Source organism: Chryseobacterium herbae (assembly GCF_025154075.1).
Taxonomy (GTDB): domain Bacteria; phylum Bacteroidota; class Bacteroidia; order Flavobacteriales; family Weeksellaceae; genus Chryseobacterium; species Chryseobacterium herbae.
Map to the genome: position 1 here is coordinate 326,895 of NZ_JAOAMU010000002.1, position 16,451 is coordinate 343,345.

The 16,451-nt window shown below is 39.4% G+C and carries 12 protein-coding genes; 9 read left to right on the forward strand and 3 right to left on the reverse strand.

Going from position 1 to position 16,451, the window contains the following annotated elements; translation table 11 throughout:
* Positions 1 to 10 precede the first annotated feature (10 nt).
* Positions 11 to 493 carry a hypothetical protein gene (locus N0B48_RS07705; protein ID WP_259838002.1) on the reverse strand — a complete coding sequence of 161 codons (483 nt, stop codon included), beginning with the start codon at positions 491 to 493 and terminating at the stop codon, positions 11 to 13.
* Between the two features lie 120 nt (positions 494 to 613).
* Positions 614 to 1,552: a hypothetical protein gene (locus N0B48_RS07710; protein WP_259838004.1), complete on the reverse strand. Its 939-nt coding sequence runs from the start codon at positions 1,550 to 1,552 to the stop codon at positions 614 to 616.
* A 599-nt stretch (positions 1,553 to 2,151) separates the two neighbouring features.
* Here N0B48_RS07710 and N0B48_RS07715 point away from each other — a divergent pair.
* The 6 genes from N0B48_RS07715 to N0B48_RS07740 all read left to right on the forward strand — a co-directional run bounded on the left by N0B48_RS07715 (position 2,152) and on the right by N0B48_RS07740 (position 9,572).
* On the forward strand, positions 2,152 to 2,958 hold the full coding sequence (locus N0B48_RS07715; RefSeq protein WP_259838005.1) for a hypothetical protein: 807 nt from the start codon (positions 2,152 to 2,154) through the stop codon (positions 2,956 to 2,958).
* Between the two features lie 455 nt (positions 2,959 to 3,413).
* Positions 3,414 to 4,247, forward strand: a complete 834-nt coding sequence (locus tag N0B48_RS07720; RefSeq protein WP_259838007.1) for an RteC domain-containing protein — start codon at positions 3,414 to 3,416, stop codon at positions 4,245 to 4,247.
* Between the two features lie 426 nt (positions 4,248 to 4,673).
* Positions 4,674 to 4,988 (forward strand): helix-turn-helix domain-containing protein, encoded by a 315-nt coding sequence (locus N0B48_RS07725; RefSeq protein ID WP_259838679.1) that lies wholly within the window; start codon positions 4,674 to 4,676, stop codon positions 4,986 to 4,988.
* 75 nt (positions 4,989 to 5,063) lie between these two features.
* The gene (locus tag N0B48_RS07730) at positions 5,064 to 6,572 is read left to right on the forward strand and encodes a DUF3945 domain-containing protein (protein ID WP_259838008.1); all 1,509 of its coding nucleotides are present in this window, start codon (positions 5,064 to 5,066) and stop codon (positions 6,570 to 6,572) included.
* Positions 6,573 to 6,669: 97 nt separating this feature from the next.
* Positions 6,670 to 8,757, forward strand: coding sequence for a type IA DNA topoisomerase (locus N0B48_RS07735; RefSeq protein WP_259838009.1), 2,088 nt, complete (start codon positions 6,670 to 6,672; stop codon positions 8,755 to 8,757).
* Complete coding sequence (locus N0B48_RS07740; protein WP_259838011.1) at positions 8,757 to 9,572, forward strand: DNA adenine methylase; 816 nt, start codon at positions 8,757 to 8,759, stop codon at positions 9,570 to 9,572. The genes N0B48_RS07735 and N0B48_RS07740 overlap by 1 nt, the downstream gene beginning before the upstream one ends.
* Before the next feature lie 60 nt (positions 9,573 to 9,632).
* On the opposite strand, the gene N0B48_RS07745 is transcribed toward N0B48_RS07740, so the two are convergent.
* Positions 9,633 to 9,809: a BF3379 family histone-like protein gene (locus N0B48_RS07745; protein WP_259838012.1), complete on the reverse strand. Its 177-nt coding sequence runs from the start codon at positions 9,807 to 9,809 to the stop codon at positions 9,633 to 9,635.
* Between the two features lie 153 nt (positions 9,810 to 9,962).
* On the opposite strand from N0B48_RS07745, the gene N0B48_RS07750 reads away from it, so the two are divergent.
* The 3 genes from N0B48_RS07750 (at position 9,963) to N0B48_RS07760 (ending at position 16,431) form a co-directional block, all read left to right on the forward strand.
* On the forward strand, positions 9,963 to 10,400 hold the full coding sequence (locus N0B48_RS07750) for a DUF1896 domain-containing protein (RefSeq protein WP_259838014.1): 438 nt from the start codon (positions 9,963 to 9,965) through the stop codon (positions 10,398 to 10,400).
* Entirely contained in the window at positions 10,387 to 15,774 is a 5,388-nt protein-coding gene (locus N0B48_RS07755) for a helicase-like domain-containing protein (protein WP_259838016.1), read from the forward strand. The genes N0B48_RS07750 and N0B48_RS07755 overlap by 14 nt, the downstream gene beginning before the upstream one ends.
* 393 nt (positions 15,775 to 16,167) lie before the next feature.
* On the forward strand, positions 16,168 to 16,431 hold the full coding sequence (locus tag N0B48_RS07760; protein ID WP_259838018.1) for a helix-turn-helix domain-containing protein: 264 nt from the start codon (positions 16,168 to 16,170) through the stop codon (positions 16,429 to 16,431).
* The last annotated feature ends 20 nt before the right edge of the window (positions 16,432 to 16,451 follow it).

Consider the following 16,451-nt stretch of genomic DNA (forward strand, 5'->3'; position numbering starts at 1 on the left):
TGATAGATTTTTATCGTAAAGAGTCAATCGCTACAACAGCATCTGCCTTGAATGTTTGTCTAATACGCATTTGTTCTTCTTTTTCCAGTACGTGCTTAAATGCATTTTGTTTTAAAAACGCTATTGTATGCGTATGATATTCTGCTAGGAATTCAGTTATAGATAGTACATCGCTGTAATAGTCTTGACTTTCAAAGTTAAACTGACAGCTGCTTTCATAAGAAAGAAATATTTCGCCGCCGCCGATTTCATATTCAACCTGAATGGTAAATTTATCAGGGTTATCGGAAGATAGTATTGATTCCCTGGGGATTTCATTATCTATACTGTAAAGAATATCAAATGTAATGATGAGAGTGTTTACAGACTCAACGATCATACTTGTAAAACTAAAGCCAGACTCATAGCTGCCATTTGTAAGACTTTTACCGAAATGCTCTTCATTGACTGTATATTCAGTCAATGTAATAGGCTGTACGTTAAATATTTTCATTAGAAGGTGATTTGTTAATTGGCCATTGGTCAGTTTATAAAATTCAGTTCGGCTTGAGCTCGCTAAATCATGATTTTTTCTCTGGATTTGTTTACAACATAACATTTATTATTTTAAAGTTTAGGGAAGATATGCTGACATAACTCTAGTTGTTGGTGGCACTGGCCTTTGAGTGACTTTACTAACTGGGCTTTGACCAGGTCTGGTCACAGTATGCCTCACTATTTTTGTGGCATTCCAGGTCAATGTAATAGTTGGGAAACCATATGGGCTATGTTCATAAGACTTGTTTGTTAGCGTTGTGTACCAGGTATCTTCTGTTCCATCTGGCAAATAAGTTGTCGAGGAACCGTTTACAACTGTCATAGACATGTCGACAGATTCAACAATTGCCATAGGCGCACCGGATCCCAAGTATGCTGAGCAATGGAGCAATGCTGAACACGTTATTTTGGCGGGATTTTTACTTGAGATGCCTGCAATGTCTAATTCTGATTCGGTTTCTATTATGTCGTTAACAGTAAGATTCTGATTCCATGAAGTAGGGGTGCCAACCCCACCTGGATCACCCGTGCCTCCGCCACCACCAGGTAAGTAAGGATCATCAAGGTCTCCACAGTCGGAAGTTATGAGGTTGGGTACATCTGGCTTCACGGGGGTCCAGGTCATATTATAAAAACTAGCGAACGTCCTAGCTTCATTATCAAAATTATAAGCAGCCGCTCTCGCTTCTACCTGCGTTGCAAATGTTCTATTCACAAGCAAATCTGCCATATTTTGAAGTTGAGTTACTACCATATTGTAGTCTGGGTTCAAACTAGAACCCTCGGCTAGCCCCCCAATGGCGGCTACTGAATATTTACAAGACGGCTTTGCAGTGAGGCTAGTGGCTGACTCTTTTAATAACCGTGTATTCTGTTTTACAGCTTTTGATGTTATTTTTATAGTTTGCTGCTCATTCTCTTCTTTTGTACAAGAGTTTAAAATAAATAAGATTGACAGCACAATGCCAATTTTAAAAGCAATTGTTTTCAGTAGATAAGTTTGTTTTATTTTCACTGGTATAATTTTTTTTTGTTTGATACAAGAGCTCGATGTAGTTATTACATCCTATTTAATATGGTCATTCATTTTTCTTGAAAATTACTCAACAAGAAGTGCGATCACTAAAATTTCCTATCAGGTTTACTATATCTAAAGTATTTAAAATTCAAACACAAGTCACCTGTTTTGGAATAATAATTTCCTCGCTATGATAATATTGAAAAAAGAACGTCATTTTGTTAAATGATAAATGAAGTAGTATTCGAATATTATAAACACAAAAAATTACCACTCGAAAATTAGCGTTCTTTTGTATGGATTTTTCGCTTTGTTATTATTTATCGAATAATAAATGTAGTTTTAAGTTATTCCTAATTTGAATTCTATGCTTACCAATAAAAAATATAAGTCTGATAAAGTAGTACTTCCTTTACTTGTTGTTTTACTAGTGGTACTTTTTTTTATCCCTAAGCTTTATACTGTTTATTCATTAATAATATTTGTTACAATTCTTTTTGGGATTATTATTTTTCGCTATCTCAAAGAAAACAACCGAAAGTGGGCCTTGTACAATGTACTTGCCTTAGTAATAGCTTACTTAATTATCGCTGTATATGAAAACCTGGCACATTAAATCACACAACATTCTATTGTCTGGAGACGGAGAAAATACAAATTCCCTTCAATTCAACGGTTTATGGATAAAGTTTGAGGAGGAGGGGCAAACCCTGAAAGTTCAGGCGCATAAATGTAGCTTTACAGATACCGTTACTGCCAGGGGAGGACAAGGGAAAATTAGAATGGGTGAAACAGTGCGTTCGGATCGTAGAATAGATAAGGTTGGAGGTGTGCTGAAAGTCTCCTCTAACGGCGCAAGTAAACACGAGAGCTTACTTACTCTAGGACGTGTGCAAGGTCTATTTCCTCGGGGGGTAAGTAATTTCAATAATTTAATTTATAATATAAGATCATACAACAAAGCTCATTTTGAAGACGGCGAAAACTATTACAATACTCGAAACAGCTACGGAAGATCCGATTTAGACAGTATTTTTACATTAGGATCTACAGGACCATTATTAGGAAGTACTTTGTCCGCGGCTACGGAATCTTTAAAGATATTTGGTATCCTTGGAACAATAAATGATATTGCCAGCCTAAAATTTGACGTTTCATTTAGCAGTCTCTATGAAAATCTGGTCAGCCAATCTTCAAAAAAACCGGTACTTATCATTGATTTTGATAAAGAAAACGATAGTTTAAAGGACTCTGCTGGGAATGTCGTAAGAGCATTTAGTAAAAATATCATCGAAAGGCGCGATGAGAGCATAACTGAAGATAGCATTCTATCCTCGATGTGGCATAGCGTTTCGGATTATCTGGATGGCTATGTTAAACGAGCTAAAAGTAACATGAGATAATTGCTGCTAGAAATTGAATCTGCCGGTAATAACTTTGAAAAATATCATATACAAAAATAAAGATTTGGTAGGTTGAACTTTATGCCTGATTAACTTCATTGGCTCCGATGACTGATCAGTTTCCACTTGCCACCCAAGGTTCTCACTCTATTGTATTGCATTCATGTCAGTTCCTTTTCCTGATTCTAAATGGTGAATGTGAAACTAAAAAATCCCTCCAAATAACATATAGATGTTAAGATCAAAAATTATCAATTATTTCTCTCTTTTACTATAAAATAATAGCAGAAGTACTCGATAGAAATCCCACTTTTATTACATCTGAGATGTATAAAATTCGTTAAAACTGTGTAAATATTTCTCACAGTAGAGAAATATATAATTAAAAGTATTAAGTTGAGTTAACTAAATCGCCCTCTAGGGGAATATTAATATTCACTTAAAAACCTTTAACCATGGTACAACGAATTTATAGGGATGCTCTATTAAGCATTTCTCAACATGAGCAGAGAGTCAGCCTTGAATCCTCACACATTATTGATGAATCCTACCGCATGACGATTTTTCTCCGGGAACTGCTCTCTCAGATGAAAGATTATGTATTAGCTCACGGATTCTTAAGTAAACATGAAGAGATCGAATTTTTCAGAAAGATTAAACCTCAGATTCTGGGTAAGCTTATCTTTTACAACAAATTGTATAGGATAGAATCATCATGTCCTTTTTCTGGTGGAAAAATGTATCAGAAATATTATTCTGCTGAATTGCAAAGCCTGAAACAGGAGTACACTGAACAAATCTGTAATTCTGATTTTTTCCGATATTACAGATCTGGTCGAACTGATCTTGATCATGAATACTTTGAACTTGGAAAAATCAATTTCAATGGGGGGCTGAATAGCTATGTATTTGAAGTTGATCCCCATTTCTCTACCTATTATGACTACAAGGTTTCGCGTATTATTGCTAATGAACTGCTATACTCTTATCTGCTCTCTAAAATCAGTACTGATGGTTCGGAAGCTCAGGTAAGTGATAAGGATTTTTATTGGACAGATTCCAAGAATGCACTTATTGAACTTATTTATGCCTTATGTGCATCAGAGTGTATTTCTGGAGGAAAAATTGGCATCCGCAAGATGAGTATTGTATTCCAGGTGCTTTTCCGGATACAGCTGGGTGATATCCATCATGCCTTCCACCGGATGAAAGACCGCGCAGGAAGCAGAACCTCTTATCTGGATCATCTTAAAACTTCCTTGGAAGAATATATGGATAAGGACTTATAAATGATTTTCCATATCATTATCATTTTCCCTCTTACAGTTGTATGTGGGAATAATCTCGGCTTTATGTGACAAAGCCTGTTTTCTCTTTTTTCGCCCATGCCTGCCAATTGGCAAAATCGTCCCTTTTTAAATGAATGCCCCCGTAAAATACGTAAGTTTCATATTATTAGGGTGTTGTTGAATTCAATAAAATTTAAAAAACCCTTGTTTTCCATTGGTGGCACTTGGCGGATATTTCCCTGCAGGCTGCTGATTTTTGTACATAACTACTAACCAAAATCTGTACAATGAAAATCACTATGACTAATGAGCCGTTACGGGAGTCTTTGACAAATTCTCGTAACTATAGAATGGTAACGGCGGTGCCCTGTAGCTTACTCAATGGAAAAGATCTGGCAATTGAAGAACCCATTTATACTTAAGATTATGGAAATTGATAAAATGGAATTTAACTTCTGGATGAAAAGGATCATGGAGCGCTTTGATGTGCTCAGTGATCAGATTGGAGTAAAAAATAATCAACAGTTTTCTATTGACGGTGAGGAACTTTTGGATAGCCAGGAGGTTCTGCAGAAGCTTAAAATCAGTCCCCGTTCTTTGCAAAGATATCGCTCGTCGGGTCAATTACCCTATTCAACCATTAGCGGTAAACTCTATTACAAGCTTTCTGATGTCAATCAATTTATACGAGGAAGTTTCTCTAATTCTTTAGAGAAATTAGCGTCCAGGGGCGCCAAATAATGCCTGTGAAGGACAATGATGGGTGTCTCATTTGTGGGGTTTATAATTTTAAAAACAAATCGTAAAGCCAACATCATGAGTGAAGTAGAAACCCAACAACAGCAAACTCCCGATCAGCTCTCGGATATTTTATTGGTTCTGAATAAGATAACAATGAAACTCGAAGCTGTCAAAGGGATAGGGGGGGATGGGGAACTTGAAACCGTTCCCCCGAATAAAAAAAATCAAAGCCAGTTTATGAAAGTGGATAAGCATGGCGATATCTTCTCCAACTTTTTCTCCAATTTCATCAACCAGCTTAAAAACCCCACTAAGTTTTCATTTTTTAAAGTTCCTGAAGCCACGGCTGTCAAGACCGCTTTTGAAATTCAAAAAGCGGTTAATAAACCCTCACCAGAAGGTGAGGCGGTTAAATCAAAATATGAAGTGACGGCCGATCAGCCTGCTAAGCAGCAAAAACCCGAAGATCAGAAAGATGAATCCCAAAAAGAATCACAAAATCAAACACCTATGGAAAATACACAAACCGCAGCCACGGCTCCCGCTGCTACTCCCCAAGGCGGCGAATACCGCTATAAAGTGGAAGACATTGATTGGGAGACGATGTCCAATCTTGGACTCAGTCAGGATAAGTTAGAAAAAATGAAGATTCTTGACCCTTTATTGAAAGGTTATAAGACCAATGAACTGGTCCCCATCAGTTTAAACTTGGGAACTGCAATCACCAGGCTGGATGCAAGATTATCGCTTCAGCAAAACAATGAAGGAAAAGTTGTCATGGCTATCCATGGGATTCGAAAAGAACCCAATTTAAAGTATGAATTTTTTGGGCATGAGTTTACAAAGGAAGATAAGGATAATCTGCTTAAAACGGGAAATATGGGTCGGGTGGTAAATCTGACGCATTCAAAAACCGATGAACAGATTCCCTCCATCATCAGTGTAGACAGGCTAACCAATGAGCTTATAGCACTTCGAGTAGATAAGATCAAAATACCAGATGAAATTAAAGGGGTAAAGCTGGATGAACACCAAAAGCAGACACTTATAGAAGGTAAAGCTCTTCATATCGAGGGTATGGTCTCGAAAAAAGGAGAATCGTTTAATGCTGATGTCCAGTTCAATGCAGACAAGAGGTATGTAGAATTTCTTTTTGACAGAACAAATTCCAACAAAATTTCTAAAAATGAGCAACAAGGAGTAGCACAGGAAGCTCCAACCATCTTTAGAGGTAAAGAGCTTGATCCGGAGCAGTACCAAAAATTCAAAGAAGGGCAGACTATTTATATCAGTGATTTGATTGATAAGAAAGGCGAGAAATACCAGGGGTATATCACGTTTGATAAGGAAACCGGTAAAACGGGTTTTTCATTCAATAATCCGGATAAGCTAAAGGAGAAAATCCAACCGACTGAAACTCATAAAACGCAGACGGCAGTTAATTCAGAAGGAAAAACCAACGAGTCTACTAAGAATAGCAAGGAACCTTTGAAATCTGGCCAGACGAACCCTGACACGAAAAAGCAGCAAAAGGAGCAGGAAATCCCAAAACCACCTGCCAAGTCAAGGCGCAGAAGAATATAGTTAAAATCATTTACCCTTAGTCAATGCCTACTCAGTAGGCATTTTTTGTAAGCAAAAAATATAATTCAAAGAATTACAAACCAAAATATTTACTCATATGAAAGCAGTAATAGCAGAAAAGCCGAGTGTAGCGAGAGAGATTGCAGCACTTTTAGGAGCTACAGAAAAAAAAGAAGGATTTTTCACAGGAAATGGCTACCAGGTGACCTGGGCATTGGGTCATTTGATTGCGTTAGGAATGCCTGAAGATTATGGAATTAAGGGATTTCAAAGAGATAGTCTACCCATACTTCCGGATCCTTTTGTGCTAACGGTGAGGAAAGTTAAAAAAGATAAAGCTTATGTTACCGATACAGGTGCCTTAAAACAGCTAAAGATTATAGAACAGGTTATAGGTCGTTGTGAAAGTATTATTGTTGCGACAGATGCCGGTAGGGAGGGTGAATTAATTTTCCGTTATATCTATGACTACCTTCAATGTAAAAAGCCTTTTGAGCGTTTATGGATCAGTTCCCTAACAGAAAAGGCAATCCGACAAGGATTTGACAACCTGAAGCCAGGTGGTGATTTTGATGGACTGTATGAGGCTGCAAAGGGAAGAAGCCGAGCCGACTGGCTGATGGGGATTAATGCTTCACAGGCACTCAGTATTGCTGCCGGAGCTGGGATCTATTCCCTGGGAAGAGTACAGACCCCAACACTGGCTCTTATTTGTAAACGATACCAGGACAACAAGAACTTTAATGTAAAATACTACTGGCAAATTGAGCTGGAGCATCGAAAAGATTTTCTGGATTTTAAGAGTCTTTCGAAGACCAAGTGGGATGATAAGAAAAAGGCGGAGGAATTAGTAAGATCCATTCAGCGTAGTGGTCGTGCGGCGGTGAGTTCTGTGGAAAGTAAAACTATTTCGGAGCAGCCACCTTTATTATTTGATTTAACAGGCTTGCAGAAAGAGGCCAATAAAAAGCTTAATCTATCTGCTGATCAGACCCTGAATATTGCTCAAAGTCTCTATGAAAACAAATTTATTACGTATCCCCGTACTGGAAGCAAATATATTCCTGAAGATGTATGGCCTGAGATTCCGAAACTGATCAGGGCTTTGGGGGACTCTGAATCATACAAACAGGCAGTTTCAAAATTGAAATGGGGGCATTTCAATAAGCGTATCGTTAACGATTTGAAAGTTACAGATCATCATGGCCTGCTGATCACGGATAAGATTCCTTCGGCACTTGTTGCAAAGGAGAAGACCGTTTATGATATGATTGCCTTTCGTTTATTGGAATCTCTTTCCGGAGTTTGCTCCAAAGAGATCACGGAAGTTGAATTAAATGCTCTTCATTGCGATTTTACTATAAAAGGCGTTAAAGTTCTGGAACCGGGTTGGCGTTCCATCATGGGGAGCTTTTCGGAAGATAACGCCGAAGCGGTGCAGGATTTTCCTAATCTGAAGGTTGGTGACGAACTAAAGATTAAAAATACAGTGGTGCTGGAAAAGAAAACAGCCCCACCTGTTTTATATACGGAGGCAGGATTATTGTCAGCAATGGAAACAGCGGGAAAAGAAATAGAAAATGAAGTTGAGCGTAAAATCCTGCAAAATGTTGGCATTGGAACTCCTGCGACGAGGGCTTCTATTATTGAAATATTATTTAGCAGGGATTATATCAAAAGGGAAAAAAAATCAATTATCCCCACTGCAAAAGGGTTGCAGGTCTATGAACTCGTAAAAGATAAAAAGATCGCCGACGCTGCCATGACCGCTGAGTGGGAGCTGGCTTTGCAAAAGATTGAGAACGGGCAGGCAGATGTAGGAATTTTCCAAAAGGAAATGGAAGCATACTCATGTTCTATTACGCGGGAATTGCTGGATATGATTGTTGCCAGAGAAAACCTGCCAAAACTGATGTGCCCAAAATGCAAAAGCCATTCGCTGCTGATCCGGGATAAGATCGTTAAATGTCCTGATGAAGAATGTAAGTGGGTACAGTTTCGTGTAATAAGTGGAGTCCAGATCAGTATCATTGACATTGAAAAGCTTATTAACAAGGGTAAAACTTCCCTCATCAAAGGCATGAAAAGTAAAGCTGGGAAAAAGTTTGATGCCTATGTCATAATGAACAATAAAGCAGAAACTTCTTTTGAATTTGAGAATACTCAACCAAGAAAAAAGAAATAATGGGCATCAAGACACCATTGACGTACTATGGCGGGAAACAATCTCTTGTTCCTATTCTTCTTCCCTTGATTCCCAGCCATGAAACTTATGTAGAGCCTTTTGTTGGAGGTGGCGCGTTATTTTGGACAAAGGAGCCTTCCAATGTAGAGATAATCAACGATAATAACCGAGAACTGATCAATTTCTATGATATCGTTCAAAATGAGTTTATTGATCTTGAAAAAATGATACGCATCAGCCTTCACAGCAGATCCTTGTATAATGATGCAACGGTCATTTATAATAATCCACATCTATTTAGTCGTATTAAACGTGCATGGGCGGTGTGGATACTGGCTTCGCAATCATTCAGCAGCAAGTTTAATGGTGGCTGGGGATACGAGAAATCAAAAAAAGGGATAACTACTACGATCTATAAAAAGAGAGATGGTTTTACGGACGACTATGCCATAAGACTTCAAACTGTTCAAATAGAATGTACAGATGCACTACGAGTGATCCGAAGCCGTGATCATGGTGGAGCATTTCATTATTGTGATCCTCCCTATTTCAATTCCCACTGTGGACATTACAACGGGTACAATGAAGATGATTTCAGGGCACTTTTAGAGACATTAGAAACGGTGCATGGAAAGTTCTTATTAAGCAGCTATCCAAGTGATCTGCTGACTTGGTATACTAAGAAGAATAGTTGGTACACTAAACACCTGGAAAAAAAAGTGAGTGTTCCAGCAGGATTGGGTGTGACAGGCAAAAGAAAAATTGAGGTCCTTACCGGCAATTACAATCTGAATGACCTGAACTTTGAGCAGTAGAAATATGCACTTTTGCTCGATCATATAAAATAACTCCTGAATAAATTCAGGAGTTTGTTTTTACTTTTTAGTTTCTTCCACAGAGACTTTTCTGAAATCCTTAAACAGCTTACTTAATTCTAGTGCCGATTTACGGGCTCTTGTGCCTGCTGCTTTGTTTCCTTTTTCTACTTGCAGGTTAGCTTCAGTTGTAAATGCTTCAAATTCTGCGTTGATTTTTTCAATCAGTTCTTTCATAGGTTTTTGTATAAAATTAGATTGCAAACATAAACTTTATTTACTAATTACATGTAGAGAAGTGCCAAATAGGGCCACTTAAAGCCTGTAGGTTCCAATACTAAAATCCTATTGTCCTGCTGGACTATTTTCAGAATCCTAAAAAATTATGATATGAATTTAGCCTCAAAAGACCTCTCTTACTTCGAGTTAAGGTTACAGGAATTACTCAATACAAGCTTTCCGGAATTATCGGGAAATAAAACATTTGTTAATCATCGTTCCAGACTTGCCGCAAAAGCCTATGAAGGAGCATTCCTGGCGGGAAACCGCATTGCGGTATGTAGCGAGATCGCTGAATATATTTTATTTGAGAATCTGCACTTCTCTAAATTCGACACTATATTCAGGGTGGTATGTACTGAGTTCGATACCATCATGGCAGAACAGGCATTGCGTCCTTTTGCCCTAATGATGTTACCAGTCTGTAAAGACGTCTTTGAGAATTACCTTCTCACTGATGATTTTGCAGACCGCCCTGAGTTTGACCTGCTGTATAACGAACTAACGGGCACTATTCAAATCTGGATTGAAGAGAATGGGCTTCAATAAGCGCAGGCATCTAGAACAGAATATTGAGGCTTTACGAATCGCATTTACTTTAGAACAGGAAAAACGCCGGGCTACAGAAGCTGAGAGAATGCTATTGATGCTGTATAGTGGATTTGGTGGTCTTAAATTTGTGCTCAATCCTGCTGCTAACCCTATTGATATTAAACGATGGGCCGAATCCGAAAAAGATCTTTTCCTGTTGACTCAGCAGCTCCATCAGCTTCTTCGAGTACATGCTGGTGACGAAAAGCAGTATAACAGGTTTGTAGACAGCATCAGAAATTCTGTGCTTACTGCATTTTACACTCCGCCATTGATCACAGAAACTATTGTGGATGCTTTGAAGGAAAGAGGTATTACCATAGATCGATTTTTGGAACCATCAGCTGGGGCGGGGGCGTTCATAGAAGCTTTTAAAAATGAGCATATCGAAGTAACAGCCTACGAAAAGGAAGTCTTAACGGGTAAGATTTTACAGCATCTCCACCCAGAGAGCAATATCAGAATTTCAGGTTTTGAAGAGATTCCTGATCGTGAAAAAGAAAGTTATGATGTTATTGCCAGTAATATTCCTTTTGGTGACAACTCTGTTTTTGATCTTTCCTATTCAAGAGGGCAGGACGAGGCAAGAAAACAGGCTGCTCGAAGTATTCATAATTATTTTTTTCTGAAAGGAACTAATATGCTCCGTGAAGGAGGTATTCTTGCCTTTATTACATCACAAGGAGTGCTCAATAGTGCAGCAAATGAACCGATTCGCAGGGCACTGATGCAGGATTGTCATTTGATTTCTGCGGTACGGCTTCCTAATAACCTTTTTACGGATCATGCCGGAACTCAGGTTGGAAGCGATCTGATCATCCTTCAAAAAAATAAACTCAAAAAAGACTTAACCCAAGGGGAAGAGCTTTTCTGTAAGAGTGAATTAACCGTTTACAAAACACCTGGTAATGCATTATTCCGCAATAGTGCAAGGATTGTGCATACCAGAGAGACACTGGCTAAGGATCTTTATGGGAGACCTGCATTGGTTTACACTCAGTTTGGAGGCGTCGAGGGTATTGCTGAGGAACTGCATAGAATGCTTTCCGAAGATTTTACAAATCGTTTAAATGTCGGCTTGTATAATGGAGAACGAAGTATGGAAGCTGTAATCCAGGTTCGTGTTACTCCAACACTTGTACTCCCATTTGCAGAAACCATATCTGCGAAGCAAGAATCGAGGGAACTAATTGCTTTGGCGAGTAATACTGCTGTCAAAGAAGTACAGATGAGCCTATTTGATCTGTTAGAAAATGAGATGCAAACAACGGTAATTCCTGCTGCTGCTAAAAATTCCAAAGCCAAAAAGAAAGCCATCCGAAAACAAAAACCGAACAATAGCCAACAAGGAAATTTATTTAGTGCTTCAATCAGGCCTCTTAATATTCCTCCTGTGAGCATCAGTCCTACGGCCTATGATCATAAACAGATTAAAAGCGAGTCACAGGCCACGATTCGTGATCTATTCTCGAATGATGAGGGAAAGGAGAATACTTCCATAATGAGCAGTATTCCTGAACCGGCTGTGTATACGGGAGTTATCCGGTCTTTCCATAGAAATGACTGCTTAGTCACAGATCATGGCTCTGTCGGTTATCTGAAAGGTGTTAATAGCGGCAATAATCAGGCTGTATTCCATCCTTTAACATTACCCACCAGTCAGAAAGAAAGAGTTAAGGCTTATATATCGATAAGGAATACTTACATCGATCTGTATGAAAAAGAAGCTAAGCAGCAATCTGAACATAAGCAGGAAAGAGAAACTCTAAATAGGCTGTACGAAGCTTTTGTAAAAAGATATGGCCACCTAAACTCGGCTGAAAACATCAAGCTCATCAAGACTGACTCTGCGGGAAAGGAAATACCTTATTTGGAACGTGTGGTGGGTAGTGCCGTTCACAAAGCTGATATATTCCATCATCCGGTCAGCTTTTCCACCACTACTCTGGCAACCAATAATCCCGATGAAGCGCTGGCGGCCTGCCTAAACCGGTATGGGAGCGTTAATTTATCGTATATGTCGCAGATCAGCGATATGTCGCCCGACGATCTAAAAGCCTCTTTAGAGGGACGTATCTTCTACAATCCATTGGATGGGGAGTATGAAATTTCTGAAAGATGGATTTCTGGAAATGTAGTGGAGAAAGCCGCTGAGCTGGAAAGCTATCTGCAAACTTATCCTGATGACCCCGCAGCTAAGGAAAGCCTTGCAGCTCTACAAGCAGCAAAACCCCGACCGATTGAATTTGAAGAACTGGATTTTAACCTGGGCGAGCGTTGGATATCTACCGGAATTTACCAGCGTTTCGCTTCCCATATATTTGATACAGAGGTTAAAATCTATTATTCCGAAAACATCGACGACTTTTCTATTAGCTGTGGTCAAAAGAATGCACATATACGAGATAAATATGCCGTTAAATCCGAAAGTCGGACCTATGATGGTATAGCGCTGCTGAAAAATGCACTAGTCAACACCACACCGGAAATTACAAAAAAAATAACAGTGGGTGATCAGGAACTTACGGTTCGGGATATGGAAGCGATTCAATTGGCCAATACCAGGATTGATGAGATCAGAAAGGAATTTACCGACTGGCTGCACGAGCAGAATGAAGAGTTCAAAAAACGGCTGACCTTGACATACAATAATACATTTAACTGTTTTGTACGTCCACAATACAATGGAAGCCATCAGGACTTCCCTGGCCTGGATCGGAAAGCCCTGGGTATTGCAGATCTGTATCCAAGCCAGAAAGATGCGGTCTGGATGATCAAGCTAAACGGCGGTGCCATCTGCGATCACGAGGTAGGTGCAGGAAAAACGCTCATTATGTGTACCGCTGCTCAGGAGATGAAGCGGCTGGGATTGGCTCATAAACCAATGATAATTGGACTCAAGGCTAATGTGCACGAAATAGCAGAAACCTACCGCACTGCGTATCCCTATGCCAAGATCCTTTATCCCGGAAAAGAAGACTTTACACCCCAAAAGAGATTACGGATTTTTGGGGATATCAAGAACAACGATTGGGATTGTATTATCCTTACGCATGACCAGTTCGGCATGATCCCACAATCACCGGAACTGCAAAAGGAGATTTTAGAGACGGAATTGGAGAGTGTGGAGGAAAACCTAAAAACACTCCAAGCTCAGGGTAATGAGATATCGCGGGCTATGCTCAAAGGGGTACTCGTGAGAAAACAAAATCTGGAAGTAAAGCTTAAAACGCTGGAACATGATATTGAACACCGTAAGGATGATGTGGTTGACTTTAAGATGATGGGTATTGACCATTTATTGGTGGATGAGAGCCATCGCTTCAAGAATCTGATGTTTAACACCCGTCATGATCGGGTTGCGGGACTGGGCAATATGCAGGGAAGCCAGAAGGCACTCAATCTTCTTTTTGCGATCAGAACCATTCAGGAAAGAACTGGTAAGGATCTGGGAGCTACTTTTCTCTCAGGCACTACGATTAGTAATTCTTTAACGGAGCTGTACCTGCTTTTCAAATACCTTCGTCCAAAGGCATTGGAAAAACAAGGCATTAATTGTTTTGATGCTTGGGCAGCGATTTATGCCAGGAAAACCACCGATTATGAGTTTTCGGTAGCTAATAATATTGTACAGAAAGAACGTTTCCGATATTTCATTAAGGTACCTGAACTGGCTCAGTTCTATTCTGAAATTACCGACTACCGTACCGCAAAGGATATCGGTATCGATCGTCCGGAAAAAAATGAAATCTTATATAATATTCCACCAACACCTGAGCAGGTTGACTTTATCAAAAAGCTGATGGAGTTTGCGAAAACAGGAAATGCAATTCTATTAGGAAGAGCTCCATTATCCCCAAGCGAAGAGAAAGCAAAAATGCTTATTGCTACGGATTATGCCCGTAAGATGTCTTTGGACATGAGAATGATCAGTTCACAGTATCTGGATCATCCCGACAATAAAGCTTCCCACTGCGCGGCAAATGTAGCCAAGTATTATAAAAAATTTAATGCCCAGAAGGGAACTCAGTTTGTGTTCTCAGATCTGGGTACCTATAAACCGGGAGTATGGAACGTGTATTCGGATATCAAGAGAAAGCTTGTCGAAGATCACGGTATTCCTTCTCATGAAATCCGGTTTATTCAGGAAGCTAAGACTGATAAGCAGCGAAGGGAATTCATTCAGTGGATGAATACAGGAAAGATCCGGGTACTGTTTGGATCAACGGATATGCTCGGGACTGGTGTTAATGCACAGAAAAGAGCGGTTGCTGTCCACCACTTGGATACGCCGTGGCGACCGAGTGATCTTGCGCAAAGGGATGGACGGGCGATTAGAAAAGGCAATGAAATTGCCAAATTCTTTGCTAAAAATGTTGTTGATGTCATTATTTATGCGGTAGAAAAATCCCTGGACAGCTATAAATTCAATTTGCTGTATAACAAACAGTTATTTATTGACCAGCTTAAAAACAATAATCTGGGCAAGCGAACCATAGATGAGGGCAGTATGGATGAGAAGTCAGGGATGAATTTTTCAGAATATGTAGCGATTCTTTCAGGAAATAGCGAACTGTTAGAAAAGGCAAAATTGGAGAAGCAGATTACAGGACTGGAAAGTGAACGCCAGGCATTCAACCGCTCCAAATTTGTTTCCAAGTATAAGCTTGATGACAGCTGCAAAACTATATCAGAGTCTAAGTCCCGCCTCGAAAGGTTTAGAATGGATTGGGACAATCTGCAAAAACGTATCCAAAAAAATCAAGATGGTTCGGTATTGAACCCGGTTCGGCTCGCAGGTCTGCCGCTGGATGCTGATATAAAACTGATTGGAGCTAGATTAGGTGAACTATCGGGTAAATCCCGTACGCAGGGGCTATATGAAGAGATAGGCACTTTGTATGGATTTTCGCTACTGGTAAAAACTGAAGTCTGTGAAAAAGAAGGAGCAGCGACTAAACTCAACCGTTTTTTTGTAATGGGTGAAAGCAATATTAAGTATACGTACAACAATGGGAACATGGCCTTGGATCCTAAGCTGGCAGCGATGAATTTTTTAAATGCTCTGGAAAAAATTCCAGGATTAATTCAGGAGCAGCAGCAAAAAGTTGAGACTCTGGAAAAAGACTTAGTAGTACTTAATGATGTCGTAGGGAGCGTATGGTCAAAAGAGAACAGGCTTTCAGACCTCAAAACGCAGCTCGCTGCAGTGGAAAGGAAAATACAGATCTCAATTACTTGTGAAGAAGAGCAGGGAGTAGCGGTAGTGAATGAAACTGTTCAAGCCCCCGGAATATCAGAGATCCCAAAACCAAGATTAAGGTCTATGTGATGGCTATCTTGATAAAAAAAAGCGGACTCCCGTACCTCACGAAGCCCGCCCGCACATAGTTGTCTATGAGCTCTCCCCCTATAATAGGGTAATTAACGCTCTCAATCCAAATATATGTATAATTCTCACACCTGTATGTAATTATGAAAAAATATGTTTTGCCTGTTTTAGAAGATTTCGTCAGTCCGCATCAATTTTTTGAGAAAAGTCAAAACTTTGTTACCGGGTGTTTATTTTTTTGATAGGACCGTTAATGTATACCAAGATAACTCCGCTACTCATGATTCCATGAATGGTTTATGATTTCCTTTCAATATATGCTTATTTCAAACACATGCATGATAATCACACACCTGTGTGTAATATAGAGTTTGTTTTTTCTATCCATTTGCAATGATGGAAAGTGTGCTAAGTCCAATAGAACAATATGTTGTTGATTACGTCATTAGGCTGAGAATAAAAAATAACCTTACTCAGGCTGACATTGGTGTGATTATTAATACAAAGGGCAGCTTTGTTTCTAATGTTGAAAACATAACGAACAGGGCAAAATACAATCTTGATCACATCAATGCACTTGCTGATCATTTTGATGTGGCACCCAGAGACTTCTTACCGAAAAAAGCTTTTGCAGTAATAGACGATCAAAAGGACTGATAACGGGCAGGTCTTATAAA